24 protein-coding genes and 1 pseudogene are annotated in these 26,865 nt (G+C 39.9%); 17 read left to right on the top strand and 8 right to left on the bottom strand.

Annotation, left to right across the window (positions count from 1 at the left end):
• Positions 1–25: 25 nt before the first annotated feature.
• The gene (locus tag ACWF5P_RS22755) at positions 26–235 is read right to left on the bottom strand and encodes a YqaE/Pmp3 family membrane protein (RefSeq protein ID WP_101222258.1); all 210 of its coding nucleotides are present in this window, start codon (positions 233–235) and stop codon (positions 26–28) included.
• A 297-nt stretch (positions 236–532) separates the two neighbouring features.
• Here ACWF5P_RS22755 and ACWF5P_RS22760 point away from each other — a divergent pair, with 297 nt between their 5' ends.
• Positions 533–1,204, top strand: a complete 672-nt coding sequence (locus tag ACWF5P_RS22760) for a hypothetical protein (RefSeq protein WP_452445325.1) — start codon at positions 533–535, stop codon at positions 1,202–1,204.
• Between the two features lie 112 nt (positions 1,205–1,316).
• On the opposite strand, the gene ACWF5P_RS22765 is transcribed toward ACWF5P_RS22760, so the two are convergent.
• Positions 1,317–1,628 (bottom strand): hypothetical protein, encoded by a 312-nt coding sequence (locus tag ACWF5P_RS22765; RefSeq protein WP_434169533.1) that lies wholly within the window; start codon positions 1,626–1,628, stop codon positions 1,317–1,319.
• Positions 1,629–1,841: 213 nt separating this feature from the next.
• Positions 1,842–2,171: pseudogene (locus ACWF5P_RS22770) on the bottom strand (four-helix bundle copper-binding protein).
• A gap of 173 nt (positions 2,172–2,344) precedes the next feature.
• On the opposite strand from ACWF5P_RS22770, the gene ACWF5P_RS22775 reads away from it, so the two are divergent.
• Positions 2,345–2,734, top strand: a complete 390-nt coding sequence (locus ACWF5P_RS22775; RefSeq protein WP_101222076.1) for a DUF948 domain-containing protein — start codon at positions 2,345–2,347, stop codon at positions 2,732–2,734.
• Between the two features lie 92 nt (positions 2,735–2,826).
• Positions 2,827–3,192, top strand: coding sequence for a DUF948 domain-containing protein (locus ACWF5P_RS22780; protein ID WP_452445326.1), 366 nt, complete (start codon positions 2,827–2,829; stop codon positions 3,190–3,192).
• 193 nt (positions 3,193–3,385) lie between these two features.
• Here ACWF5P_RS22780 and ACWF5P_RS22785 read toward each other — a convergent pair whose 3' ends face one another.
• Positions 3,386–3,577, bottom strand: coding sequence for a DUF3934 family protein (locus ACWF5P_RS22785; RefSeq protein WP_101222078.1), 192 nt, complete (start codon positions 3,575–3,577; stop codon positions 3,386–3,388).
• A 172-nt stretch (positions 3,578–3,749) separates the two neighbouring features.
• A complete protein-coding gene (locus tag ACWF5P_RS22790) occupies positions 3,750–5,081 on the bottom strand; it encodes an oligosaccharide flippase family protein (RefSeq protein ID WP_101222079.1) in 1,332 nt (443 codons plus the stop codon).
• 377 nt (positions 5,082–5,458) lie between these two features.
• Here ACWF5P_RS22790 and ACWF5P_RS22795 point away from each other — a divergent pair, with 377 nt between their 5' ends.
• The gene (locus ACWF5P_RS22795) at positions 5,459–5,737 is read left to right on the top strand and encodes a hypothetical protein (protein WP_157830982.1); all 279 of its coding nucleotides are present in this window, start codon (positions 5,459–5,461) and stop codon (positions 5,735–5,737) included.
• 283 nt (positions 5,738–6,020) lie between these two features.
• On the opposite strand, the gene ACWF5P_RS22800 is transcribed toward ACWF5P_RS22795, so the two are convergent.
• Together ACWF5P_RS22800 and rocF are read right to left on the bottom strand one after the other, a co-directional pair.
• Positions 6,021–7,457: an amino acid permease gene (locus ACWF5P_RS22800; RefSeq protein ID WP_096339573.1), complete on the bottom strand. Its 1,437-nt coding sequence runs from the start codon at positions 7,455–7,457 to the stop codon at positions 6,021–6,023.
• 371 nt (positions 7,458–7,828) lie between these two features.
• A complete protein-coding gene (gene rocF, locus ACWF5P_RS22805; RefSeq protein WP_101222081.1) occupies positions 7,829–8,779 on the bottom strand; it encodes an arginase in 951 nt (316 codons plus the stop codon).
• 485 nt (positions 8,780–9,264) lie between these two features.
• Between rocF and ACWF5P_RS22810 the strand changes: the two genes are divergently transcribed.
• From ACWF5P_RS22810 to ACWF5P_RS22855, 10 genes are all read left to right on the top strand, one after another.
• The gene (locus ACWF5P_RS22810; protein ID WP_452445327.1) at positions 9,265–11,328 is read left to right on the top strand and encodes a helix-turn-helix domain-containing protein; all 2,064 of its coding nucleotides are present in this window, start codon (positions 9,265–9,267) and stop codon (positions 11,326–11,328) included.
• A gap of 307 nt (positions 11,329–11,635) precedes the next feature.
• Entirely contained in the window at positions 11,636–13,819 is a 2,184-nt protein-coding gene (locus ACWF5P_RS22815) for an acetate--CoA ligase family protein (protein ID WP_434169535.1), read from the top strand.
• 7 nt (positions 13,820–13,826) lie between these two features.
• A complete protein-coding gene (locus ACWF5P_RS22820; protein WP_452445328.1) occupies positions 13,827–14,285 on the top strand; it encodes a MaoC family dehydratase N-terminal domain-containing protein in 459 nt (152 codons plus the stop codon).
• Between the two features lie 76 nt (positions 14,286–14,361).
• Positions 14,362–14,778, top strand: a complete 417-nt coding sequence (locus ACWF5P_RS22825; RefSeq protein WP_101222084.1) for a MaoC/PaaZ C-terminal domain-containing protein — start codon at positions 14,362–14,364, stop codon at positions 14,776–14,778.
• Positions 14,779–14,813: 35 nt separating this feature from the next.
• On the top strand, positions 14,814–15,977 hold the full coding sequence (locus tag ACWF5P_RS22830; protein WP_434169537.1) for a thiolase C-terminal domain-containing protein: 1,164 nt from the start codon (positions 14,814–14,816) through the stop codon (positions 15,975–15,977).
• Positions 15,978–15,988: 11 nt separating this feature from the next.
• Positions 15,989–16,405: a Zn-ribbon domain-containing OB-fold protein gene (locus ACWF5P_RS22835; RefSeq protein ID WP_063593503.1), complete on the top strand. Its 417-nt coding sequence runs from the start codon at positions 15,989–15,991 to the stop codon at positions 16,403–16,405.
• 37 nt (positions 16,406–16,442) lie between these two features.
• Positions 16,443–17,639 (top strand): acyl-CoA dehydrogenase family protein, encoded by a 1,197-nt coding sequence (locus ACWF5P_RS22840; protein WP_434169538.1) that lies wholly within the window; start codon positions 16,443–16,445, stop codon positions 17,637–17,639.
• Positions 17,640–17,653: 14 nt separating this feature from the next.
• The gene (locus ACWF5P_RS22845; protein ID WP_434169539.1) at positions 17,654–18,796 is read left to right on the top strand and encodes an acyl-CoA dehydrogenase family protein; all 1,143 of its coding nucleotides are present in this window, start codon (positions 17,654–17,656) and stop codon (positions 18,794–18,796) included.
• 55 nt (positions 18,797–18,851) lie between these two features.
• On the top strand, positions 18,852–20,327 hold the full coding sequence (locus ACWF5P_RS22850) for an aldehyde dehydrogenase family protein (protein WP_452445329.1): 1,476 nt from the start codon (positions 18,852–18,854) through the stop codon (positions 20,325–20,327).
• Positions 20,328–20,383: 56 nt separating this feature from the next.
• Positions 20,384–21,661 carry an MFS transporter gene (locus ACWF5P_RS22855; RefSeq protein WP_452445330.1) on the top strand — a complete coding sequence of 426 codons (1,278 nt, stop codon included), beginning with the start codon at positions 20,384–20,386 and terminating at the stop codon, positions 21,659–21,661.
• Between the two features lie 113 nt (positions 21,662–21,774).
• Here the strand turns inward: ACWF5P_RS22855 and ACWF5P_RS22860 are convergent, their stop codons facing one another.
• Complete coding sequence (locus tag ACWF5P_RS22860) at positions 21,775–22,506, bottom strand: hypothetical protein (RefSeq protein ID WP_434169542.1); 732 nt, start codon at positions 22,504–22,506, stop codon at positions 21,775–21,777.
• Between the two features lie 164 nt (positions 22,507–22,670).
• Here ACWF5P_RS22860 and ACWF5P_RS22865 point away from each other — a divergent pair, with 164 nt between their 5' ends.
• From ACWF5P_RS22865 to ACWF5P_RS22875, 3 genes are all read left to right on the top strand, one after another.
• Positions 22,671–23,555, top strand: a complete 885-nt coding sequence (locus ACWF5P_RS22865; protein ID WP_452445331.1) for a hypothetical protein — start codon at positions 22,671–22,673, stop codon at positions 23,553–23,555.
• Between the two features lie 276 nt (positions 23,556–23,831).
• Positions 23,832–25,451, top strand: coding sequence for an amidohydrolase family protein (locus ACWF5P_RS22870; RefSeq protein WP_434169544.1), 1,620 nt, complete (start codon positions 23,832–23,834; stop codon positions 25,449–25,451).
• Positions 25,452–25,556: 105 nt separating this feature from the next.
• Positions 25,557–26,789: a Zn-dependent hydrolase gene (locus ACWF5P_RS22875; RefSeq protein WP_434169545.1), complete on the top strand. Its 1,233-nt coding sequence runs from the start codon at positions 25,557–25,559 to the stop codon at positions 26,787–26,789.
• Positions 26,790–26,865 lie beyond the last annotated feature (76 nt).

Consider the following 26,865-nt stretch of genomic DNA (forward strand, 5'->3'; position numbering starts at 1 on the left):
TTCGGGTTATTAGTGGTTGTCTAAATCACTTAGTTGTTTGTTTCGATTTAGAAATAATTGCTGCTTGCTGCTTCATTCGTTTATCAGCTTTCTTATCATGCACCACTAAGATTGCATGAATTAAACCAGGTACATAAAAAAATAGTGTGAGGACCAAATTTAGCACTGCCTGAACGGGTTTACCAGCTAATAATACGGCTAATGGAGGGAAAATAATCGCAATTAAATAAAGAATGGTGAACACTCTCCAATATAAATATTTTTTATCTACTATTACAGTTTAATTCTCTCTTTTTGATAATTTTTTTATTCCGTTTTCCTGATGATACCTCTTGCTATCGACTTGATAAATATATGCTCGAGAGTAGGATTCATACCAACTGAGCCTTCTGGCTCAAAGAAGCAGTCTTTTGCCCCCGATAATGAAAGGAGAGGGCTATGTCAAATGATCGTTTTTCCCGGAGCGGTCAATGTACCGCCGCTTTTTTGTGTTAGAATAATCAGAATACTAATTGATGAAAGCGGGAGATTTATGAAAAAAAAGATAGGCTGTTTGCATGCACACTATACAAATATAAAATACATCGAAGCCGCATTCTCGAAATTTGATATTGAATGGCTTCATTTTGTTGAACCGGGATTGATGCATCGGGTGTCATCTGATGCAACTTTTAACAATTCGGATGCTCAAAAAAGGGTAAAAGAACAAGTCGAATGGATTGCCGAATGTAAAGTGGATGCCATTCTGATAACCTGTACAAACTACATCGCCTTTTTAAACGAAGAACAACTATCCTTACCCATGCCTATCATTAAAATCGATGAACCATATTTTGAGCAAATTTGCCAATTGCAGCAACCGCAAAAGATTTTATTCACGAACCCAGCAACTGTTGAAGGAACAATCAAACGTTTAAATGCCCAAGCTGAAGAATATGCCGCTGTGGATTTTGAAGTTATCATTATCGACAATGCCTTTGAATTGATTATGCAGGGATTGGGAGAGAAATATAACCAGGAAATCATGAACTTCCTTTACAAGTTTAATAACGAAGAAAGACCGATGTCGGTGGCTCAACTGTCAATGGTCGAAGCAGCTATTAGTTATGAGCTTGAGACGGGAAAGGCAGTTTTAAATCCATTAAATGCATTAGTGGATTACATGATCGATCAACTGGAACTAAGGGCTTTGAGTGTTGAATAAAGGATTTATGGTGTCGCATGATCGTAAATACAAAAAATTATGTGTTTATATATAATAGGAAAGAAAAATTCCCTGCATGATTAGGTTAAATCCCGATCCAGGGATTTTTTTATTATTCCTTTGTGCGGATTTGTTCACGGATGTTTTCAAGTTCTTCAAGGGATAGGTTCGTCAGGGAATTTTTTATTTCTTCTTCGATCCGTTTTCGATCAAGCTCCCTATATTCGCTCCACCAATCACGCAGTCCTTCGGTGTTTTCGAGAAGATACTCTATATCAATTTCTTCTTGCTCATCATCTGATAAATATCGCATGACCGCACCTAGTAACCGATTGAGTTTGGCTGTTTCGCTTTCCTTATCAGGTGAAGCCGTGGTATCTTTCACTTCTGCATCATCTTTAGCAGGAACATTCCGAGGTGTCATAATATCCTCCTGTTTTTAATACTAGTGTGCCTAAAAAGGGCGGTTTTCAATATATGTTTTTCGTATTGTTAAAATTTCTTGGTATATAAATTTCAACATATACCTCGATAGAATATATCATTAATATCATCATCCTTTAATAGTACTAACAAAATAATAGGTAGGTAAGGGGGGAGGATAATAAAAGGAATTGCTTAATTGCTATTCCTTACATCAAGCAACTAATTTTCTGCATTCTTCTGCACATCTCAAGCAGGCCTCAGCACATTTTTGACAATGTTCATGATCGTGTTTTTTACATTCGTTTCCGCAGCTTTCACAAATCTTGGCACACACTTCAGCCAACTCTGAAATAAACGGTGTTCCTCTCTCGATCGCCTGTCCTAAATAAGAGCAAATATCCGCACATTCCCGATCCAAGCGAATGCATTCCACCATCATGTTTACATGATCTTCTTTTAAGCATGCGTCGTATCAATGATTACACGCGGTCATACAATCATTTAAAGTTTGGATAACAGATGAATGATACTCATGTGACATGAACAAATCTCCTCCTAAATATGGTCTCACCCTTACTATTAACCTTAAAACTACCCTTTAAACTTCTTTTAGGATAAAGGTAAAAGGTTCATTAAAACTGAACGGACAAGTGATGGGCTTTAGGGAATGAATGGAAGGGACAGTGCATAAATTTAAATGAAGGGAGTGGATATATGAAAATGTTTATTAAATTAAGTGTTGCCAGTGTCTCCGGAGCCGTCGTGTATTTGATATATAATGTCAACCAGACGCTGCGTAAAGGAATGGGAACGCTTGAAGAAACAAATAAGACACTGGAAGAGGTAAGGAATGCAGTACATGGATTGACGCAAGAGTCCAAACAATTGATCCACTCTGCCAATCAAATTACAGCGGATGTAAAAGGGAAGATGGAAAATGTCGATCCATTGCTAGAATCCGCTCAAGATGTTGGGGAAATGATTCATAACGTAACCAATTCCATGAAAGAAGCCAGTTTGGAAGGCCGCCACAAGGAGCTATCCGCTCCGACAGCTCCTTTGACTCGAACTGAAGCTGAGGGGGTTCAAATCAAAATCAAGTAGTACCATTTAACATTAAAAACAGGCACCCCGGGATACACTAACATATTTGAAGCAATCGTTTCTATCATTTATTTTAGAGGGGGAGCTTTATCATGATTATTGAATATAGTGTGGCTGCGATAGCCTTAGCCTTCATTTGGTTAGTCGTATTTTTAATCAGTACCCTTCAAAAGGGAATGGCCACGATAGGAGAAGCCAATCAAACCTTGGCTGAAGTGAGAAATGCCATCCATGATCTATCCGGCGAATCGAAACAACTATTGCAAACTGCAAATGAAATCACAGACGATGTAAAAACTAAAATGAAAACGGTTGAACCATTATTGGATTCTGCACAGGATGTTGGTGAAGTCATACATTCAGTTACAGACTCTGTTAAAAAAGCCACTAATGGCTTCCGTACAGATTTTTCCCCGAAAAAAATCAATGCCATTAAACCCAAAAGCCAATTTAGATAAAAAGAAAATATTAAAAAAGTGAAAGACACTACCGGGAATTGGAGTGTCTTTTTTGATGATATGTATAATAGGCGTGATATGGATATCGCCCGTGGTTTGTTATATATAAGACCCATTTCTCTCATACAGATCACTTAACACCCTGTATGAGAATATGGAACAAACATAAAATTATGGGCTTTAGGACAAGCAATTATTTATCTGTCTTGTCACCTTCAGCATGACCGGATGCTTTTGAGTCATTGGAATGTTTGACGCCTTTACTTACATATGGTTTGGCGCTTTTTTTCTTATTGGCACTTGTTTTCCAACGATTCCAGCCCTTCTTGCCCGTTCCTGTGCCGGTACCTTTACCCGTTCCGCTCTTAGCCTTAGCTTTACTCATGAAATCACTCCATTACTATTGTATGGTTAGTTTAAACCATTTTACTTGATTATTACCCAAGTATGTTGAAATATACAGTAACGAAGGTGATATGTACAGGGAAAGGCTCAATTTTTTTAATCTAAATCTTTATATATCAATAACAGCAAGAGATTTTGCTTTGGTTTTTGCCTCACTTTATCGATATCGATCTTGATTTCGTCAGTAAGATGCTTATGCCGATTTTTTTGCAAATGGTCAAGTAGTGCATGAAAGTTAACAATACAGCACCAGTATTCATTCCTAAAATGATTCCTCCCATATTAAGAGAAGCCTGGGAGCCTAGGATATACATCATTAAAAAGGCAACAATATGGGACCATACGGTATGAATGAAAGCATCCTTCACTAAACCAAGGCCGATGAGATAGGCTTGCATGGGAATGACAAAAAAATGAAAAAGGAAATAAGGACATAATAATTTTAAATAGTACGCGGCAGATGTTGAAGAAAAAAAGAGGGAGGTCAAAGGTTCCGCAAAGAAATAAATGAAGATCACAGCCGGAACTCCATACAGTACGGTGAAAGACATCGATTTTTGCAATAAAACCCTCAATTTTTCCTTATCCTGCCTTTTGTAAGCATTCGAAACATTCGGAATGAGCATGATCATTAAGGAATGTGCGATAAAGGCTGGGAAGAAGCCGATCGTCATCGCTACTCCAGTAAGCATCCCAAAATGCTCTGTAGCCACTACCGCACCGAATCCTGCCGAGAGAAGGGCAGTGTGGATCAAAAAAGGTTGGATCGCATTTGTTATCGCATGAAAGATCCTTAACCCCATGGTGGGCAGCGAAACCGCCAATAACTTTTGCCGGGCATGTTTACCGGTTGTCCGTGAGTTTGTACCGCGCCTCATGATTCGCATTTGAAGAATCAAAAGGTTGATCAAGTATAGAAAAACGAGGAACTCACTGCCAATCAAAACAAAAAAGGCCATCAATAATGACTTTTCCTGGTTAAAATGAAATAAGTTAAAGATAAGGAAAAGCAAGCCGAATTGAATGATATCCTTCAAAAAGTTGGAAAAAGCAATCTTCCCCATTTGCTGGACACCCATGAAATAGCCTCTTGCAATCGACGAAAAGGCAACTATTGGGATCACTGTGATGAGCAGCCATTTAATATAGGGATGGTATTTGTCCATTATGGATGAGAAGGAAAGTATGAAAGGCATGACTACACACATTACCAATACGACGACTGCAGCCATTTTAAGTGCATGAACGATAAGATTATAATGCATTGCCTGTTTATTTTCCGCGACGAATTTTGAAATGGAAATATGTAATTCAAGGCTGGCGATCACATATATCAAAAAGAAAATTGGCAATATGGACATATAAAGCCCCATGCCCTCTTCGTGTAATTCCCTGGCTAGGAGCATGTTCACTAAAAATTCGATACATTCACCAAAAAACGCTGCAACAATCAAAATGAGCGTTCCTTTATAAAAAGACTTCATGTTGGACCACTCCTAACAAGGTGTTTGTATATAGATATGAGACATGCCATGGAATATTCATGAGGAACTGCATATCCCGGCGATACAAAATGCGGTTATGCCTATGGCAATCCTTATTAATCGCTTAAAAATTAAATCAGGATAAAGGTGGAAAATTGTATGAAATCGATTGGTTACATTCATTTATAATGGGGAAATCCTTACCCATACATCTTCATCAAATGGCTTCATATGGTGAAATTACAAACAAGGGCAAGTTTTTATGTCATTTTCTTTTCAAAAGTGTCAGATGAATCATGAATATAAGAATGGGACATGAATTTCGCTTTGAAATTCATGCTTTATTTTGCTATCCTTTAGCAGAGGGGATGATCAATATGAAATTCACATCTATTAGTCAATCAAATATAGATGAATTGTGCATTGCGTTTGAAAGTTGTCTTACGAAACATGACATTACATTTAAGTATGTAGATATGACGGAAGAGAACGGAATCATATCGTTCATTTTTTGTGATGACCCGGAAAATGCCAGATCGGTCGACATGGAAAGTGAACGCTTCATTGGATTGGATACCGATTACATAGCCAAGGAAATTTTAGAGCCAATCCTGCCTAAATTAAAGGAATTTGCACAATATAAAATCATCGATTAAGATGATTTTTTTTGTTTTGATTTTTGTTTTTATTGCCTAGATGGAGCTGGAAATTTAACTTCCTATTATATGCGCATTATTATAGTCAGGGTATAGTTTGTGGAACTAAAAAAGCTGGAAGGGAAAAGGAAGAGTTCTTACAGCGGTTTACAATTGACTAGCTATGCAGGAAATGGTGATTATATAAAAGAAATACCCTGGGTGTGATTACATCCAGGGTATTTCTTCTTTGAAAAGCCAAAGATCGCTTTTCACCACTAACTATACTCCACGGTATTCCGGATCAAATGACCATTTTTTTACCGGCATTTAATTCAACTTCCTGCTTGGGAGTTTCAATTTTCTTGATTTTCTTCACTCTAAAGTGATAAACCGCATAACATCCAATGAAGAATGCTCCCCCGCAATAAAGGGCCATTCGCTGCTCAGGAACAAATGCTAAACTGATCATTACGATGCAGTTTGTTATTAATGCAAGTATGGGGATGAATGGGTATAGCGGAACTTTAAATTTCAGATCTTCTATCTTTCCGCCTTGGCGGGTATAGGATCTTCTAAAAGCAAGAAGACTAGCCGAAATGGCAATCCAGCCAATTTGTGCACCTAACCCTGCAAGGGAAAGAAGAAAGACAAATATTGTATCCGCAGCTACTACACTTGAAAGTAAAGACAAACCGGCAATCGCCAGGGTGATGAGCAGGGCATTGAGCGGAATCCCTCTCTTATTCACCAAACCGAGCTTCGGACTTGCCATACCTTCCCTTGAAAGCGAGTAGAGCATACGTGTCGCAGCATAAAGACCGGAGTTCGCCACTGACAATAGTGCTGTAAGAATGATGAAGTTCATGATGTCAGCTGCATACGGAACTCCGAGACTATCAAGTACAACAACGAATGGACTTTCTGAGATACCGGCTTTTTCCCTTGGAATCAGCGCTGAAAGTACTGTGACAGAAAGAACAAAGAAGAAAAGGGTTCTCCAAACGGTTTGTTTGATGGATTTTGGTATGACCTTTTCCGGGTTTTCACTTTCTCCAGCGGCTATTCCGATTAATTCAGTGCCCTGGAAGGAAAAGTTCACTGTAATCATTGTGATTAGCAGGGCCGATATCCCATTGGGGAAAAGACCCTCAGCGAAAAAGTTTGAGAAAAATGGAGCTTCTTGTCCACCTTTCATATCAATCATACCAAACATAGCAGCACCGCCAACGATGATGAAAAGAATGATGGCCAATACTTTTATGCTGGAAAAAACAAACTCCGATTCGCCAAATGCCTTTGCTGATAAGGCGTTTAGTGAAAAGATGAGAAAAGCAAAGATTGCACACCACATCCATACGGGTGATTCAGGAAACCATCTTTGCATTAGCTGTCCTGCTGCCAGAAACTCTAAGGCGACTGTAACGGCCCAACCTAACCAGTATAGCCATCCGATGGCAAACCCGGTTCCTGGACCGATGAACTTAGTCGCATATGTCTGAAACGAACCGGAAACAGGCATGGCAACGGATAGTTCACCTAGGCAAAGCATCGTTAAATACATGATGAAGCCGCCGACTATGTAAGAGAGGATGGCACCGAAGGCTCCTGCTTCATGAATGGTATAGCCTGAACCGATGAAAAAGCCCGTACCAATACATCCCCCTATTGAAATCATAAATAAATGTCTTGCTTTCATGCTCCGTTTTAATTCATTTGGTTGATTTTCTGCTGTTTTCATTGAAAAACTCCTTTACCTGATGGGTGCAAACGGTTTCATTTATGTTGGGACGTTATTAGGGAATTTGTGTTCTTACAAGTCTAATAGCTTTTGATTTTGATTCTTAGATGATGTCGAATTCCCTCCGAAAAGAGATTACTTCTGCATTAAAGAAGCATCATTCAATGAACATAGGTACCTATGCAGAATTAATTTCGAAAGCGCCGCTTAATAAAGAAAGAGAAGCCAAGCGTCAGGAAACTAGGGATGTAAATTGATTCATGTCGATCATCCGCCAATGGGAAGAAGCTCATAAAAGAAGTATGGGCTTTTCCCTATGGAGCATCACTTTAACGAACTCTCTATATTTCTATCAAAATCATAGAGTCCGATTATTTAACATGAGCCAATAAATCAGGAGTGATATGATCTTCCGCTCCATATAATAATTTTTCCCCAAGCAATGAGCCCATTAATGCGACAGCAACTTCAGCCGTTTTATTATGCTCGTCCAATATTGGGTTTATCTCAACAAACTCTGCTGATGTAATGATATTAGCTTCAGCTAGCATTTCCATGGCAAGATGGCTTTCGCGGTAACTAATACCTCCCATTACAGGCGTTCCTACCCCTGGTGCATCATCTGGATCAAGACCATCAAGATCAAGTGATAAATGGACAAGGTCCGTACGTTCTTTCAGGTAGGCAATCGATTCTTCCATCACTTTTGTCATACCCATTCTATCAATCTCATGCATAGTATAGACTTTAATTCCTTTTTCCCTGATTAACTCTTTTTCACCTTGGTCTAAAGAACGGGCACCAATGATGACAATGTTCTCTGGTTTGACTTTTGGAGAATATCCGCCAATTTTAGTCAGTGCAGGGTGGCCAAGGCCCAAACTTACTGCTAGGGACATACCATGTATGTTTCCTGATGGGGATGTTTCGGCAGTATTTAAATCTCCATGTGCATCATACCATATTACCCCTAAGTTTTCAGAATGCTTCGCTAAACCGGCTAATGTCCCGATAGCAATGCTGTGATCTCCACCTAAAACTAAAGGAAAACGATTTGCTTGGATGACTTCATCCACTTTTTGACTTAATTTTTCATTACCTTCTGCTACGTCCTGCAGATTCTTTAAATTTGTGTCACTATCACTTTGTGCTCTTTCCTGTATTTCTACTTTAATATCACCTTCATCACGGACAGTATAGCCAATGTTTTCAAGTCTTTCACTCAACCCTGCATATCTAATGGCACTAGGCCCCATATCTACTCCTCTTCTAGTTTGACCAAGATCCATCGGCACACCAATAATTGAAATTTCCTTCTTCATATGTAATTCCTCCTTCGATTTTTCTACCCTAGTATAAGGGTAAAAGGAGTGATGACTCAACTCGACATTTTTTTGAATATTTATACGATTGAGAAAAGGGGAAAGGTCCTGGGTTAAAATTCCTATTATTGATTTTTTATGAACATAATATATTACCTTACGGGGTATTAGTGACAATGGATGATTCCTTGTAAAAACTGCAATTGTTAAGATTTTTATCCCAGGAATGGAAGTGATAGCGCTGCCAATCAGAATCTTTCGCCAAGGGTGATTCAGAAGATATTGAATATAATTTACTAGATACATTTATTCAGGAAATGGGGCCGTTACACCTATAATGTATGGAAGGATTTTTCATTTTTATATGGAATATATAAAAAAAAACTAAAAATATTTTAGTTGCAGTTAAAATATCACGACTTTTTTTATCTAAACACACTGAGTACTTTGTATTTAGACGCAGTTTGAACTAGGAGGTATTCATGTTGAATAGCAATGATAGACAGAGTGGAAAAATGGAACCGAACCAAAAGAATGAGAGCCTTAAGTATTTATCGAAACGCTGGTCAAGCAAAATTAATAATTTTTTGGTTCTTTGCATATATGAGCAAAACAATCAATATCATGATTTCAATAATAAATTCAAAACACACAAATTAAAAAATTCGAAGGGGTTTCTAACCTTTAAAGATGGATTGAACAATAAAAGTTTTGTTATTTGGGAACAAGCATATAAAGAGAATGAAGAGCTATTTGCCAAACTGAGGTTAACGGCGAGAAACGAAACATTGTCACATATTGCCCAACATGTCGTATTCTATCTATTAAGTGAATATGAAAGGGTTTCTACAAAAAATCATGCTGTTTTAAAAGAAAAACATTTAATGGAAGATTCAATTTACCAAATGGAAAAAAAATTAAAAAATGAAACTTTTTTGGCAGAGAGATCGGTTTGGGAGGAATTTTACAGCTGGTTTAGACTGCTAGTAAAAGAATGGGTCCTTGAAGAAATAGCCTTATCAATAGGCCTTAATGAAATGGAAAGACTTGATGATCAAGCATTAAATAAGTTATTTTACGAGCATCTCACAAAACATTTTACTGAAAACACTGGATTTTTATCGAGAGTAACAGATATCGTTAATGAATATATTAAAGAGTGGATCGATAAAATCATGAGTGAATTTAATATCGAAAACAATACGATCGAAAAGATAGAAAACCTGCTATGTTTTAAGAGGGATTTTCAGACATCAGATTTATTATTATCCACAATGAGGGATTTTACTTTCAACTTTACCGTCCAAGATCATTTGCTTGTTATGAATAGTGCTCCATATCAGTCAGTTAGAGATGCAATTTATAAAAAAAATTTCGAAATCATTGGAAACATTCCTTGGCCTGCAACCCCAATATTAAAGGGTAATACAGAAGGCTTCATACAAATAATCCCTTTTGGTAACGATCATATAACCTATGGGCAGACGAATGTGAAAGAAGCCTGGAACCGAGTCCACTCTTTATCTGATGTGGATGTAGATGTTTTTGATGCTCTTTGCAGCCTTTTCCTGTCAAAGGCTGCTCATAATGAGGAAACAGTGGAAATTTATTTAAATGACCTCCTTTCAATTCGAGGATTAAAGCCAAAACTTGGTGGGTTTGGGCGTCGAGGTGGTTACGAGTCAAAACAGCGTGCTCAAATTTTGAAATCGCTTACAAATATACAAAGCATATGGATTAACATTAACAAAGCTACCATCTATGAAAAAGGTAAGCCTGTTCAGACAAAACTACAAGGGAGGACGTTTATCTTTAAAGATCGTAATGGCGTTGAATATGATATATCAGAAGAAGCAGACAGGAAAAAGATAACGTTCACGATCGATAAGGTTTTCGCCAAATATCTTAATGGTTCTGCACGACAAGTTGCCCTACTTTCAATAAAAGCACTTCAATATAATCCATATAGGCAGCTTCGGGAAAAACGGCTTACAAGATATCTAAGCTGGCGTTGGAGGACCCAAGCAAGAAAAGGAGACTTTTTACAGCCGAATAAAACCAGTACCCTATTGGAATCGATCGGTGAAAAATTAAATGACCGAACACCATCTCGAACTAGGGAACGTTTCGAGAAAGCTTTGGATGTTCTACTGGATGATGGCGTTATTGCATCATGGCATTATGAAAAGTGGGATGAATCCATAGCCGATTATAAAGGATGGGCCAGTATTTGGCTGAATTCGATGATATTAATAGAACCGCCTGATATCATAAAAGAGCAATATCGCTCCATAGAAAAGAAACAAAAAACAAACACTGGCAATCGTCTTGCAAAGCAAGAACCGGCTAACCTGAAGAGCAGCGATCATATTGGTGAGCAAATAAGAATCACAAGAAAAAAACTCAACCTCTCTTTATATCAATTAGCAGAAGAACTGGAGATATCAGCCCCATATGTCAGTAACATTGAGAGAGGGATGAAAATTCCATCCTCGAAAATTCAAACGAAAATGAAGAAATGGCTGGAAAAACAGGAACATATTAATTGATCATGAACAAATTAACCCTATTCCTTTATCAGGAGGAGGGTTGTTTGTGTTGCCATATACATAAAAAGCATTGGCGTTTATCTTGTTCCAATGTCGGGGCTATGAATGTAAGAAGTCGGGGTCATCCAGAACACATATTTTTCATTCTATTCTTTTAACCCTGCTGTATATGAGAAATTTCGTCTTTTAAAAATAATTAACTTCCTAATGTTTTAAATGAATTTAACAAACTATGAATTTCTAGAATATTAACCCTTCCATGTAAGATTAGTTCAAAGATATCTTTTTTAAGTAGGGGGGAAGATTCATGATAGAAAATAAACATTCAGACAATTCTCATGAAACGCTTGAGCCGTTATTCAATCCAAGATCCATCGCAATCCTAGGTGCCTCCAAGAGTGAATACAAAATCGGGAATTTACAGGTCAAAGCCCTTTTGGATGGTCAATTTAATGGGGAGATTTACCCAATCAACCGTAAAGCAAAAGAGATTGAAGGGATTAAGTGCTATGAATCTTTGTCCGATGTTCCGAATGAAATTGATTTAGCCATTTTTTGCCTTGGGGCGAATCAGGTGCAGCAAGGATTAGAGGAATGTGCACGAAAGAAAGTGAAAGCAGCCATCATTTTTGCTGCTGGTTTTTCTGAAACGGGAAAAGAAGGCATCAAGCAACAGGAATTGTTAACAGATATTGCAAGAAAGAATGGAATACGGATAGTGGGTCCCAACTGTGTTGGATTAGTGAATTTGTCGAATGGCTTGATTGGCACTTTTTCCCCTGCCATTCAATCAGTGCCAATAAATGACCAAAGAGGGGTAGGATATGTCTCCCAAAGCGGTGCGTTTGGTGTTTTGACTTATATGGCAGCAGCTCAGAATGGATTGAGTTTCAATTATTTCGTGAGTGTAGGAAATGAAATGGAAACTGAATTCTCGGATATCATTGAATATATGATCCATGATTCAAAAACAAGTGTGATAAGCGGCTACTTGGAAGGTGCAAAAAACCCGGAAAAATTACGAAGCCTGGCAAAAGAGGCATTGGATAGAAATAAACCCATAATTGTCATGAAAACCGGAAGGAGCAAGGCTGGAAGCAGAGCTGCTGCTTCACATACAGGTTCACTTGCGGGATCGGATCAAGTATATGATGCCTTTTTTAAGCAAGCTGGCATCGTAAGGGCCGATGATTATGAAGATATCATATCTTTTTCAAAGCTATTCCTATCAAAGAAGCTTCCAAATGGACGCAATACGGTTATTATCACCAGTTCAGGCGGGAGGGGAATAAATGAAGCGGATCGCTGTGAATCATACGGACTTACCATCAACCCACTGAGCTCAAAGACAATAACAGAAATCAAACGTAATATACCCGAATATGCAAGCGCTTCCAACCCTGTGGATTTAACAGCGGCCGCATCTGTTTCCAATCCTGAGTTATTTCTTGCACCATTGAGGGCACTTGTAGAAGATCCGGATGTCGATAACATCATTTTTACTGAGTTTCCCTTTAATTGGACTGCCGAGCACCCTTTGCTTCAAGAGTTTATTGAAATTTGTACAAGCTCAGATAAATTTGTTTTCATTACCTCTTTTCCATTAGACGGCATGACCCTTCCCCTTGGTACCGATGAGCTCGTGAAAAATGGCATACCGGTGATCCCTGGGAACCTTAATCCGATAAGAGGGCTGGCGAAACTAGTTGAATACAGTGAATTTTATCGAAAAAATCTTGAAAATCAAGTTTCCAATAGTACAAAGAAAATAGAGAAACAAAACTTACAGGATATGCTGAAGCCCGGTACTGCATTAAGTGAATTCGAAGCTAGTATGGTTTTGGAAAGATACAGGATTGCTACCACGAAGCGTGTTATAGCTGCAAATGAAAACGATGCAGTACAAATCGCTAACAGTATCGGTTATCCGGTTGTGTTAAAGGTCGATTCACCGGATATACCACATAAGACGGAAGCTGATGCCATTCGATTGAATGTAAAGACCGATCTTGAGGTCAGAAAAGCTTTCACAGATATTAAGCGGAATGCACTAAATTATAAACCTGAGGCTACAATAAACGGCATTTCCGTTCAGGAAATGTTACCTGATGGAGTGGAAATCATTGTTGGTGCAAGTGATGATCCTGTATTTGGACCGGTTATCATGTTTGGTCTAGGGGGAATATTCGTTGAGATCTACAAAGATATTTCGTTTAGAATTGCTCCACTGTCAAGGCAAGATGCACTTGAAATGATTGAAGAAATCAAGGGCAAGGACATTTTAATGGGAGCACGCGGGAAAGCACCGGTTGATATTGAAGCCATCATTGATGTGTTATTAAAGGTTTCCTCTATAGTTACAGATTATAAACATTCCATTGACGAATTGGATATTAATCCATTGCTGGTCTATGAAAATGGAATCAAGGCCGCTGATGCCATGATTGTTGTAAAAAATAATGTGGATGATAATACCGTTATTAGGGGGTAGAGAGCAAATGGAACTTGATCATTTGACCGGATTAACAGGAGCTGAATTTATATTTGAAGTCGAAAAGAGGCATATCCGCCAATTTGCTGAGGCAATTGGTGATTTTAATCCCTTATATGTGGATGAAGAATATGCTGCGAAAACTTCATATGGTGGCATTATAGCACCGCCAACCTTCCCGATTGCCATTGGTCAGGATAGCGGCGAAAGCCTTGATTTGGGCCTCGAACAAAAGAGAATGCTGCATGGTGAACAGGAGTTTATTTATTCCCGCCCCATTAGGCCAGGTGATAGATTGCATTGTCAGATGAAAGTATCAAATGTATACGAACGGGAAGGAAGAAAAGGAAAGATGCAGTTCTTGGTACTTGATACAGAAATGAAAGATGAGTCAGGTGAAATGGTGGTCATAAGCCGAACAAATATCATCTATCGGCCCATTATTAGTGATCACGCTCCTGTCTGAAAAAACATGATGATATTTAATGGCATTAAAGTATCAATATCAAATTCCAGCAAACTGAAAACAGGAGGAATCAGGGATGTTGAACTATGAAAGTTTACATGAAGGTCAAAGACTTGAATCTCTCTTCAAGCCACCTGTAACCAAGGTACAACTTGTTAAATATGCCGGAGCTTCAGGGGATTTTAATCCATTACATACCGATGATGCATTCGCACAAGAGATTGGCATGCAGGGTGTGATTGCTCATGGAATGCTTGTAATGGGCTTTCTCGGTGAATATGTAATGAAACTGGCTGGTGATCAAGCTGTACCGGCAAATTTTAAAATGAGATTTGGTGCTGTAACCGTACCAGGAGATCGGATCACGTGTTCTGCTTTCGTTAAAAATTTGTATGAAGAAAGAGGTCAACGCTTTGTAAGGCTGGACATTATTGCAGAAAAGGAACCAGAACAAGTTGTCGGTTCAGGTGAAGTGGTTTTACGGATTAAATAAAGGTTACAAGTTATCAAATAGTAGGAGGGTTTATTATGGAAAGCATTAAAAATCGCTATGCCATTGTCGGTGTAGGGGAAAGTGAGCGTTCTAAGAATTCCGGTACAACCCCGTTACATTTGGCGTTGGACGCTGCTCGAGCTGCATTGAATGATGCTGGGCTTCAAGCGAAAGATATTGATGGGTTCATGAGCTATTCGGAAAACGATTCTTGTACATCTCATCAATTAGCAACATATTTAGGGGTCCGGCCCAAATATGTTAAGGATATTTTGGGCGGGGGAAGCAGTACCGAAATGCTGATAGCTGACGCTGTTGGATTAATCGAATCAGGTCAATTGAATACGGTGTTGATTTATCGTTCCATGAATGGACGCTCAGGCGTGAGGATGGGCGGAGGCGGATGGGATGTAAATATGCTTCAAACAGCCATAGAAGGCGGAAGCTTCATCATTCCTTACGGTGCTGGCAGTCCGGCTCAGTGGTTCGGACTTTTTGCGACGCGACATATGCATGAAACCGGGCTGACAGAGGAACATCTTGGGCATGTCTGTTTAGCTTTTTACGAACATGCTCAAAGGAATCCTAAAGCATACTTTTATGGTAAACCATTAACGATGAAGGAATATCTTAAAACGCCCTATTTAAGCTATCCATTTAAAAAACATGATTTCTGCATGGAATCCGATGAAGCAAATGCAATCATTGTCACTTCAGCAGAACGTGCTGAAGGATGCAAGTCCAGACCGGTATACATCATGGGTTTATCTGCTAGGCAGTGTGTGTCCCATGCACATTATTGGAATGATTTAACCGAAGTGGCTGCTGACTATGTCGCGCCTGAAGTATATAAAATGGCTGGAGTAAAACCTGAAGATATTGACGTTGCATCCATATATGACTGTTATAGCTGGGTTGTACTTCGGCAGTTGGAGGCTTATGGATTTGCACCGCGCGGAGAGGTCGGTGACTTTGTAGCCGAAGGAAACTTGCGGATCGGCGGGAAATTACCTTCGAATACAGCAGGAGGAATGCTATCGGAAGGATATACACATGGAATGAATAACGTATTGGAAATCGTACGTCAAGTTCGTCACGAATACAAAGGAACCGATCGGCAAGTGGAAAATTGTGAAATCGGAATCTGTACTGGCTGGGCTGGACCGGATATGGCCGGTGCCATGATTTTAAGAAATTAGGAGGGAACAAAATGGAATACCAAAAACCTATTCCGCTAAAAACACAGGATAATAGTCCATATTGGGATGGCGCAGATCGACATGAACTGATTCTTCAAAAATGCAATTGCTGTCATCAATATTCCCATCCTCCCGGTCCGAGCTGTGCAAAATGTGGCAGTTCGGAACTTAGCTGGGAAAGCCAAGGCAGCGATATTAACGGTAAAGTCTATTCATATATCGTTTCCTATCGGCCCTTCTTACCTGGATTCCAGGATGATTTACCGCTTGTAATTGCCATAGTCGAATTAGATACTCTGCCCCAGGTCAAGTTAATCGGAAATATTCTGCATTGTTCACCAGAAGATATTGAAATGGGTATGCCAGTTAAGATGGTTTGGAAGGAAATTACGGATGAACGGTCACTGCCGCAATGGATTCAGTCATAGAAGTGTAATTTGCAAGCATTAAAGGAGGAAGATATCTATGGATTTTTCGTTTACAACCAAGGAAGAAGAATTCCGTCTTGAATTGAGAGCGTGGCTTGAAAGAAATTTACCTGAAGGTTGGCTTGAAGGAACCAGTAATGTTTCAAAAGATGAAAGAGAGTATGCCGTTTTCCTCAGGAATTGGCAAAGGAAATTATATGAAGGTGGCTGGGCAGCGATTGCCTGGCCAAAAAAATACGGCGGACGAGAAGCGACGTTGATGGAGGAAATAGTTTATCAACAGGAAATGGTTAGAGTAAAGGCTCCGGCGCTTGTGAATTATGTAGGCATCCATATGGTGGGACCCACTCTAATGCAGATTGGAACGGACGAACAAAAAGCAAAATATATCCAAAAAATTCTCACAGGGGAGGAAGTATGGTGTCAAGGATATTCCGAACCGAATGCTGGATCCGATTTATCCGCCATTCAAACAAGCGCCGTAAAGGACGGAGATCGGTGGATCATTAATGGTCAGAAGGTTTGGACAAGCTTTGGCCACTTAGCTGATCGATGCTTTTTACTGGCTCGGACGAATCGTTTTGATAAAAAGCATAAAGGGATAACGGTTTTCCTATTGGATATGAATCAGCCGGGGGTGGAAACAAGGCCCATCATTCAAATGGATGGTCAGCATGATTTTAATGAAGTCTATCTGAATGATGCGATTGCATACGATGCTGAAATAGTTGGGGAGGTAGATGAAGGCTGGAAAGTTACGATTGCATTGCTTATGCATGAAAGAACGGGAATCGGAGCACAAGTTTTTACATTGGAACAACAATTTAATGAACTTGTAGGGTTAGCTAAAGAATTGAAGGAAGATGAAGAGCCATTGATGGACAATCCGCTTGTTCGTCATACAATGGTAGATTTATATACTCGCTCACGCGGTTCACTTTTGAACTATTATCGTAATTTAACTAAGACATTAAAAAATGGTCATCCTGGTGCAGAAGGTTCGATGGATAAATTGATGGTAAGTGAACTTACTAAAGAGCTGTTGTCCCAATCCATTTCATTACAAGGACATAAGGGTATTCTGTGGAAAGACGATGCAATCACCTCCAACTCATATTGGCAGGATAATTATCTTTATTCTTTTGGACAAACAATTGGAGGTGGAACGAGCGAAATTCAAAAGAACACTATTGGGGAAAGAATTCTAGGTCTACCAAAAGATATGGGACGTTAAGTTGAAAAGGGGGAATGAAGGTGGATTTTTCTTTAAATCAAGAACAAGAAATGTTCCGCGGATATGTCCGGAAATATTTAGATGGTGCCGGGCAAACAAAAACGGCCCGTGCATACATAGAGGGTGAAACTGGATCTCTAATGGCCTTATTTTCGGGGCTTGCCGAATTAGGATGTACAAGCATTAATATATCGGAAGATTACGGGGGAATGGGCTTAGGTCACCTTGATTTAATACCTGTACTTGAAGAAACCGGCCGTTCTTTATTCCCGGGTTTATACTTAGAAACCAATGCACTAGCTGTGCCATTATTAGAGAAATTCGGTACTGAAGAACAAAAAGGTAGGTATTTAGCAGAAATTTCGGCTGGTACAAAAACATTCTCGCTAGCTTGGTTAGAACCAGGTGGGAGTTACGGTCCTTCTGGTATCAACCTGGAGGCAAAATCCCTAAACGGTCAGTTGATATTAAGCGGAGTGAAAACAATGGTTCCCGATGCTGAGTTGGCTGATCATTATATAGTGTTAGTCCGCACAGGCAAAGGTAACCGAAATGAAGGGATTACATTACTTATCGTCGATCGAAATGAAACGAATTTGACGCTTGAAAGCCAGAAAAACATTGACGAAACCCGACAATTGGCAGCATTGGCTTTCAATGATGTTGAAATTCCAATGGATCAGGTACTTGGATCGATGCATCAAGGGTGGGATGCCATCCAAGAAGGATTACTCTCATTCAATGCGGCTCTCTCGGCAGTAATAGTCGGGTGTATGGAGAAAGTGGTGGAAATGGCAGCAGAGTATGCGAAGATTCGTGAACAGTTTGGTCAGCCGATAGGGAGATTCCAAGCGATTAAACATAGGATCGTCGATATGAAAATGGATCTCGAAACAGCCAGATCTTTAGCTTATTATGCTAACTGGGCATTGGAAAGCGGTGCAGAAGATCGAGTTCAAGCCATATCCTGTGCACGAATATTTGCCACGAAAGCATTCATACGTATTTCGTCAGACAATATTCAAATTCATGGTGGAATCGGGTTTACAGAGGAAATTGATTGTCACCTTTTTGTTAAGCGTGCAAGGTTCTATGAGAATTATTTAGGAAGCACTGAACAATATTACAAACAGGCCGCTACGGCATTAGGTTGGTAGAAAAGCAGAAGGGGTTACATTCATGTCTTACTAAGCCGAAGGGTGGAGATGAAGGTTGGAAATTTCATATAAAGTGAAAGAGTACAAGAATATGATTAATGGCGATCTGGTTCCCGCTTCTTCCGGGAAGCGGATTGAGAGCTACGATCCGTCAACAGGCAGGGTTTGGGCAACCATTCCTTGCAGTATGGCCCAAGATGCTGAAGCGGCGGTAGAAGCAGCCCGGAGCGCTTTTGCCGATTGGTCTTCGAGACCAGCTATGGACCGGGCTGCTTACCTGAGGAAAATAGGTGACATGGTTGTAAAGCATGGTGAAGAGCTAGCTGAGTTGGAATCGAGAGACAATGGTTGGGTGATCAGGGAAACGAACCACGGCCTAATTCCCAGTTTAGCAAGCCTTTGGTATGATGCAGCAGGTGCTACAGCTATTGGAAGTAAGGGAGATACCGTCCAATTGGGACCTTCAAGTGTAGGTTATTCATTGAGGGAACCTCTAGGGGTAGTAGTAGGAATCCTTCCATGGAACTCACCGCTTTTCACTTTTACCATTAAAGCCGCTTATGCGATTGCGGCAGGAAATGCTGTCATTATCAAACCATCTGAATTGGCTTCTGTCGCTTCATTACGATACGGAGACCTGATTAATGAAATCCTCCCGCCAGGAATCCTCAATGTCGTATCAGGAACTGGAGCGGAAGTGGGAGATACTCTAGTAAGCCATCCAGATGTGAACAAAATCAGTCTGACCGGTTCTGGAGGAACGGCAAGGGCGATAGCACAATCGACCGCACGAAATCCTAAGCCCATGATTTTGGAACTTGGCGGGAAATCGCCAAACATAGTCTTTGCGGATGCAAACCTTGAAAAAGCAGCACAAGGGGTGACAAACTTTGGGATATTTAGCGGCAACGCAGGCCAACTATGTGTAGGCGGATCGAGGATTCTAATTCAAAGGTCCATATTCGATGAAATGATCATTAGGATGAAAGAAGTGATGGAACAGCAAATTCAACTGGGTGATCCAATGAATCCAGCCATTTCAATGGGACCAATCGCTAACGCTGCTCAATATGAAAAAGTCCTTTCATATATAGAATTAGGCCAAAAGGAAGGAGGGGAAATCATCATCGGTGGCCGTCATGGAGGTGTAAGCCTATTACCTGATGAACCCAAATTAGCAGACGGCTATTGGGTTGAGCCAACATTGATCAAGGTCAATAGTAATTCTCTCCGTATCTGTCAAGAAGAAATCTTCGGTCCGGTAGCGACCGTTATCCCCTTTGATACGGAAGAGGAAGCCATCACCATAGCTAATGACAGTGATTTTGGTTTAGGAGCTGGAGTATGGACCTCGAATTTAGATCGGGCACACCGTATGGTCCGCAAACTGGAATCGGGTAATGTGTGGGTGAACTTGTTTCGCAGGGTGGGGCCTGAACTCCCATTCGGAGGCCAAAAAAGCAGTGGATTTGGAACGGATACCATTCTTGAATATACCCGTGAAAAGACCGTTTATATGGAAATAGGATGAGTTCTTATGAGATTAGCACGGAATTTGCTGTAAATAGTGGACTGGGGGTACTGTAAATGTCACAAGATTCTAAAGGCATTTTTTATGGATGGTATGTAGTGTTGTGTGGCTTTTTCATCATGTTCGCCGGTTTCTCGATAATAAATTCCCTGCACAGTTTGTTCATGGTCCCGGTTACAGAGGATCTAGGAATAAGCAGAACCACTTTTTCCATTGCACTTTCCATTGCTGGCCTTGGAGTGGCCGTTGCTTCTCCGATCATGGGTAAATTACTCACTAAAGGGAATATGAAATTGATCATGTCAATTTGCGTAGTAATGGCCGGAGCAGGATTCATGTCATACTCGCTTGCAAACTCAGCTGTATATTTTAGTATCATTGGCTTTGTAATTGGCATCTGTGTTGCAGGCTTTTCCAATATTCCCATATCAATCATGTTAACCAATTGGTTTTATGAGAAAAAAGGGAAGGCCATGGGTTTGGCATTTGCGGGATCGGGAATTGGGGCAGCGGTACTCAGTCCGATCATTACAAAATTAATCTCAAATTATGGTTGGAGAACGGCCTACGTAATAGCAGGGATACTGATAATTGTCTTAACATTACCCTTGGTTCTTCTATTTGCAAAGAAAAGTCCCGCGGAAAAGGGCCTTGTTCCATTGGGCTCTGACAAAATGGAAAAGGCCGAAACTAATGTGGAATCTGAACAGAATGGCTTAACGATGGGGGAAGCAAAGAAGACAGCAATGTTTTGGATTTTCGTACTTGGAATCGTTTGTTTTGCATTAGTCGCTGGCGGGGTGCAAATGCATATCCCGGCATACTTGATCGATATAGGGCATCCAGCCATATTTGCTGGCACCATTTTTGGAATACTATCTTTGGCAAATACGGTTGGAAAATTGATTTTAGGAGCTGTTTTGGATAAGTACGGTACGGCAGGCGGCGCCATTTATGTAGGCGCCTGCATGACGATTGCTATGGCAGCGCTATTGTTAGCGAAGACACAGGCATTCGCATTCTTATTCGCCATCGCCTTTGGCTTTAGCATTGTGATATCCACTCTTGGGCCTCCCTTCATGACAAATGATATCTTTGGAAAGAAGGACTTCGGCTCCATCTTTGGCATAGTGCAAGTTTTTTTTGTGGCGGCAGGCTCATTGGGTGTGATCGTTTCGGGTGTAATCTATGATTTGACAGAAAGCTACCGTGCAGCATGGATCTTCTTTCTTTGTTTATTCATCTTCAGTATGGTTTGTGTACTAGCGGCAAATAGCATGAAAAAAAAGACGATCAGAAAAATCAAAAATATTTCCGACCAAAAAATTGGATAGTTTGACAGGGCTAAAAGTCATATGGAAGGGTTTGTTTTCCATAAACAAAACAGGATAAAGAGCGGCAGGCTGGATTGCTGCTCTTTACCTTCCTGTTAAACTATATGATTGTTTTAAAATTTTTCACTCCATTCCTCATCTTCAAGTGGCACACCATTAGTACTGATATATTCTACAATCATGTTTCCATGTTTAAGGACTCTATCTTTTTTTAAGGCATTGATGACTGCGGTAAAATGGTCTTCATCTGCGTCCTGTTTCTTACGTGAAAGGGTAATCCGTATGGTTGGGGAAACATCATAATCTTTATAGCTGGCCGGTATATTGGGATCAATCTTCAATTCTTTCCCGACACCCTCATCAAACACCAAGAGTAATTGATTATAATCGCTTATTTCTTCTTGAATCTCCTCCCAATCTTCATTCTCTGTAATATCTCCCAGTTCCTTGGATATCAACACGTCACCCAGTTCTTTTTCAACATAAGTCCGGATTTCTTTTTCTGCATCATCTTGCCATTTTTCAGATAGGAATGTATCCTCCATTTCCCCTGTTTCATCATTGAAGAAAACTAGAAATTGAGTCCCATATTTTTCATGTTTCACTTTAGCTGCGTATTCAAAATGGCCCCAGTTTCCCATATTATCGTATAAGACATCATATATTTCGGTTCCTTCATCAAAAGTTTTCTCTAAATATCGTTCAGCTTGATCCCGGACTTTCTTTTCTTCATCAGGATCTGCTTTCATACTTTGTGTGAATGAAAACATAAGAATCATCACACCGGACAAGATGATTAAAAAAACACCTAGTAAAGCCAGTAAAATCTTTTTTGTTTTGCTCAAGGAACACCCTCCTGTTATCTTTGCTATTTCTCAATAATTCCCATATTATTCTAACATTTTTACCGCTTATTTTACTATTCGAAATCTAAATTACCTTACCTCCAAAATATCGGGATACTTTGTTACAATATTTAAATGGTTAGTACCCAAAGGGGGAGATCAACTTGGAAACCTATCAAAGAAAAATGAATCATAATCGGGATGAATACAGAAAGTTGCGTTGGAAACAGCATCGTCTACAAGTTACAGGTTTATTCGATGCCGTATTTTCGAAAAAAGCGTTCGTTGATAAAGTGGCTATCGTTGGTGCAGGCAATTGCGATGATTTGGATTTAGAATATCTGGCAACTAAGTGCAACTCCATATATCTATTTGATATTGATATGGAAAGTATGGAAAAGGCTACGGCGAATTTGCCTGAACGTACCCGGGAGAAAATTCAACTTGTTGCAATCGATGTAACAGGCCTCGATAAAGTGGATTTTGATCGCCACCTATCTTCCATGCTAAATCGTGGTGAAACAGCAAAGGGAATTATTCAATATTTAAGGGATACCGAGAATCGGTTAGGTCAGCTTTCTGAAAGGGTTTTTGCTAATTATTATAATGATTTTGATATCGTGGCAACTTCCGCCATTTATACCCAACTATTTTATAATTGGGCCAAGGAACTGCTTTCTGATCATGCAAACCACTATCAGAATAAAGACGCAGAAGAGCTGAAAAATGGAATTTTAGATTTAAGGGATGAAATCATTCGTACAATGAATCACTCTATATCTAAAATTGGCAAGCAAAAAGGATTCTGTATTACATGGTCCGATATCTTAAAAATCGAACCTGAGTATATGGATACCATTAATGAAGGGCTGAATGCCATCTTTGCATTGGCCTCGAACGTAGGATACGGGGCAGCATTGATAGGGGTAAAAATGTTTATTGAAAAAGTGGAAAAAAGTGAATTAAGCCTTCGATACTGGACATGGGATTTTAATGCTAACAAACAGTATTTGACCATTGGCATTATCGGGAGATTGAATGGGTTGTAAATTGAAAAATGGAGGGATAGATAGGCATATCAGCAGCTATCTATCCTTTTTTTGTCCTTTAGGCGACTGGGCCAGCAAACCATTGGAAATAAGACATTATTATATAAAAGGTATAAAAAAACGATGGAATTTTTGACTATTTGTCTAATGATTTCACTAACTGGTGTGGATATAATGAATCTATTAAAAACAGAATATTCCGATATGTGAAAGTGGAACGCAGTAAATGATGATGAAGTGGTAATGAATATGACCAATAAGGAAGGGGTGTGTTGTTTGAAAGCAGATATTGTGTTCATAAATGGCGAGGTCATAACCGTAAATCAAAAAAATGAAGTAGCAGAAGCCCTTGCTATTAAAGGTGATCGTATCTTGGCAGTCGGAACGAATCAGGAAATCAAGGTATTTATCGGTGATGAAACAAATGTGATTGATTTGCAGGGAAAGTCATTACTACCTGGATTTATAGATTCTCATATTCATCTTATATTGTACGGTGTCAATCAATTGGCAGTAAGTTGTAAAGCTGAACATATCAAATCGGTAGAAGATTTGTTAGTCGATCTGAAGAAGCAAGCTTCGACAATCCCTAAAGGTGAATGGATTCGTGCCTGGGGCTTCAATGAGACTGCTGTGAAAGAAAAACGTTATCCTACAATAGCGGAATTGGATGCTATTTCAACGGACCATCCCATTATTGTAACCCGTACATGCAGCCATATTAGTGTGGTGAATAGCAGTGCGTTAGAGATTGCCGGAATAGATGAGAAATCAGAGAATCCAACTGGAGGGATCATTGAAAAGGATCGGAAGGGAAGAATTACAGGCAAACTCATTGAAACAGCAAATATGATAATGGCCGACAGAGCAAGTTATTCTGAGAGTGAACTGTTGAAAGCAGTGAAAATAGCATCTGAGCATTTCATAGCAGCAGGCATAACAAGCATTCATGAAGCAGGTGCTCATGGTCCTGAAAGTTTCCGTTTAATGCAGCAGGCCATAAAAAATAAGGATATTCGTGTCCGAATCTATGCGATGGTCGGTTCATTGAATAATTCCCATGAATTTGTAAATAAAATGGTGGATTCGGGAGTCATAACCGGAACTGGGGACGAAAGATTCAAAATCGGACCAGCTAAATTGTTTACGGATGGCAGCAGTACCGGTCCGACAATTGCTACCCGTAAGCCCTATTCGAGTGATCCAGGTTATTCCGGAATTCTTTATTATAAAGAAGAGGAAATCTATCAAGTATTAGGTCAAGCACATAAAAAAGGCTATCAGATCACAGTCCATGCCCAAGGGGACAAAGCGATAGAGATGTATTTAAATTGCGTGGAAAAGGCTTTGAATGAATCGCCAAGAAAAGATCATAGACATAGGATCGAGCATGCCGGAATATCTTCTCCAGATTTACAAATGAGGATGAAAGAACTTGAAATCATCCCAATCCCCAACCCCCCATTTCCTTATGAATTCGGTGATATATATATTGAACATTACGGTAATAGGGTCAACCACATGTACGCCGCCCGTGATTTTATTGATAATGGAATCTTGGCCGCAGGCGGTTCCGATGCTCCGGTTACTGATCACGACCCTTTATTAGGCATACACGTTGCAGTTAATAGAACAAGCAGGTCAGGTACGAAAATAGGTACGGTTCAATCGATTAGCGTATTGGAAGCCATTAAACTATACACTTGGAATGGCGCGTTTGCGAGTTTCGATGAAGATGTCAAAGGCAGCCTGGAGGCAGGTAAGCTGGCCGATCTAGTAGTATTGAATGATAGTATATTGAAAGTGGATTCCCAAAATATCAAGGATTTGAAAGTTGAATCAACGATTCTGAATGGGGAGATTCTTTATCATAGGGAAACATTGGTAGAAATATAATCTAGCGTAACTACTCTAAAACAACAAGACCTTCACTTTCATTTTTTTGGCTTAAGCGAACGTAAGTGGGATTTAGCAAGTTATTAAAAAAGGGGGATATACACTATGAAAAAGCAAAAATTATTAATTAATGGTGAGAGACTGAGTCGAACGCTAGAGAAATTTGCTGATTTTGGACGAACAGAAAACAACGGAGTCACAAGGCTATCCCTTTCCGAAGAAGATCGATTAGTCCGTGATTACTTTTGCGCTTGCTGTAAAGAATTGGGAATGACAATTAAGGTTGATGATATGGGGAATATTTACGCTACTTTGGCGGGACTTGAAAATAAACCTCCTATTGTAATGGGATCACATATGGATACAGTAAAAAAAGGCGGTCGGTTTGATGGTATCTTGGGTGTAGCTGCTGGCTTGGAAGTCGTTCGGACTCTGGTCGAAAATAATATCCAACCTAAAATTCCGGTAATGATCGTCAATTTTACGAACGAAGAGGGAGCCAGATTCGAGCCTTCCATGATGTCGTCGGGAGTTCTTTCAGGTAAATTCGAAAAATCCATCATGCTGCAAAAGAAGGATAGTGAAGGAACCACTTTCAAGAGTGCTTTGAATGCCATTGGATATGCAGGGGAAATAGAGTCTCGTTTAAAAGAAGCGACTGCATTTCTAGAGTTGCATATTGAACAAGGGCCCATTCTTGAACGTGAATCTCTCACGATCGGTGTCGTTGAATGTGTCCTTGGTATGGTGTGCTATGAGATAGAAGTTACAGGCGAATCCGATCATGCAGGAACCACCCCAATGAATATGAGAAAAGATGCTTTCTTCACTGCGAATAGCTTGATTATGGAGGCTCGTCAGAAGCTAGGCATGCTTGATGACGATTTGGTTTTCACGATGGGCAGGGTGAATGTGTTTCCCAATATCCATACGGTAATCCCTAATAAAGTGGTTTTTTCGCTAGAGGCAAGACATAAGGATTCCAAAGTCATCGAAAAGGTGGAGGAAGTCATTAAAAGCCTTATAACTACAGGTTCAGAAGACGGCTGCGACATCCAAGCGAAAAAATTGTGGGACAGGGATACCGTTTGGTTCGACAAATCCATTTGCAATTTGCTTGAGCAATCGACCAATTATCTAGACCTCCCCTATAAAAGAATGGTAAGCGGTGCAGGACATGATGCACAGTTTATAGCTAGTTATATACCTACTGCCATGGTTTTCGTTCCAAGCATCAACGGTAAAAGTCATTGTGAAGAGGAACTTACTAGTTGGGAAGATTGTGAAAAAGGCGTCAATGTAATACTGGAAACGGTCCTGGCCATCCAGTCATCTTAAGACGAAAATATGGTCGGTTGTAAGCAGGTAATGAAAGTAAACAAAGGGTGCTTTCAAACCATCAGTTCAGTATGAA

It is taken from the genome of Peribacillus sp. NPDC055009, from assembly GCF_053608705.1.

Excerpts from the sequence above, each read along its gene's own strand:
- ACWF5P_RS22875 (WP_434169545.1), top strand. The coding sequence starts at position 25,557 with ATGAAAAAGCAAAAATTATTAATTAATGGTGAGAGACTGAGTCGAACG.
- rocF (WP_101222081.1), bottom strand. The coding sequence starts at position 8,779 with ATGAAGAAGGAAATTTCAATTATTGGTGTGCCGATGGATCTTGGTCAA.
- ACWF5P_RS22790 (WP_101222079.1), bottom strand. The coding sequence starts at position 5,081 with ATGAAGTCTTTTTATAAAGGAACGCTCATTTTGATTGTTGCAGCGTTT.
- ACWF5P_RS22820 (WP_452445328.1), top strand. The coding sequence starts at position 13,827 with ATGGAACTTGATCATTTGACCGGATTAACAGGAGCTGAATTTATATTT.
- ACWF5P_RS22825 (WP_101222084.1), top strand. The coding sequence starts at position 14,362 with ATGTTGAACTATGAAAGTTTACATGAAGGTCAAAGACTTGAATCTCTC.
- ACWF5P_RS22780 (WP_452445326.1), top strand. The coding sequence starts at position 2,827 with ATGATTATTGAATATAGTGTGGCTGCGATAGCCTTAGCCTTCATTTGG.
- ACWF5P_RS22765 (WP_434169533.1), bottom strand. The coding sequence starts at position 1,628 with ATGACACCTCGGAATGTTCCTGCTAAAGATGATGCAGAAGTGAAAGAT.
- ACWF5P_RS22795 (WP_157830982.1), top strand. The coding sequence starts at position 5,459 with ATGAAATTCACATCTATTAGTCAATCAAATATAGATGAATTGTGCATT.
- ACWF5P_RS22845 (WP_434169539.1), top strand. The coding sequence starts at position 17,654 with ATGAAGGTGGATTTTTCTTTAAATCAAGAACAAGAAATGTTCCGCGGA.
- ACWF5P_RS22830 (WP_434169537.1), top strand. The coding sequence starts at position 14,814 with ATGGAAAGCATTAAAAATCGCTATGCCATTGTCGGTGTAGGGGAAAGT.
- ACWF5P_RS22785 (WP_101222078.1), bottom strand. The coding sequence starts at position 3,577 with ATGAGTAAAGCTAAGGCTAAGAGCGGAACGGGTAAAGGTACCGGCACA.
- ACWF5P_RS22800 (WP_096339573.1), bottom strand. The coding sequence starts at position 7,457 with ATGAAAACAGCAGAAAATCAACCAAATGAATTAAAACGGAGCATGAAA.
- ACWF5P_RS22760 (WP_452445325.1), top strand. The coding sequence starts at position 533 with ATGAAAAAAAAGATAGGCTGTTTGCATGCACACTATACAAATATAAAA.
- ACWF5P_RS22835 (WP_063593503.1), top strand. The coding sequence starts at position 15,989 with ATGGAATACCAAAAACCTATTCCGCTAAAAACACAGGATAATAGTCCA.
- ACWF5P_RS22815 (WP_434169535.1), top strand. The coding sequence starts at position 11,636 with ATGATAGAAAATAAACATTCAGACAATTCTCATGAAACGCTTGAGCCG.
- ACWF5P_RS22840 (WP_434169538.1), top strand. The coding sequence starts at position 16,443 with ATGGATTTTTCGTTTACAACCAAGGAAGAAGAATTCCGTCTTGAATTG.
- ACWF5P_RS22855 (WP_452445330.1), top strand. The coding sequence starts at position 20,384 with ATGTCACAAGATTCTAAAGGCATTTTTTATGGATGGTATGTAGTGTTG.
- ACWF5P_RS22775 (WP_101222076.1), top strand. The coding sequence starts at position 2,345 with ATGAAAATGTTTATTAAATTAAGTGTTGCCAGTGTCTCCGGAGCCGTC.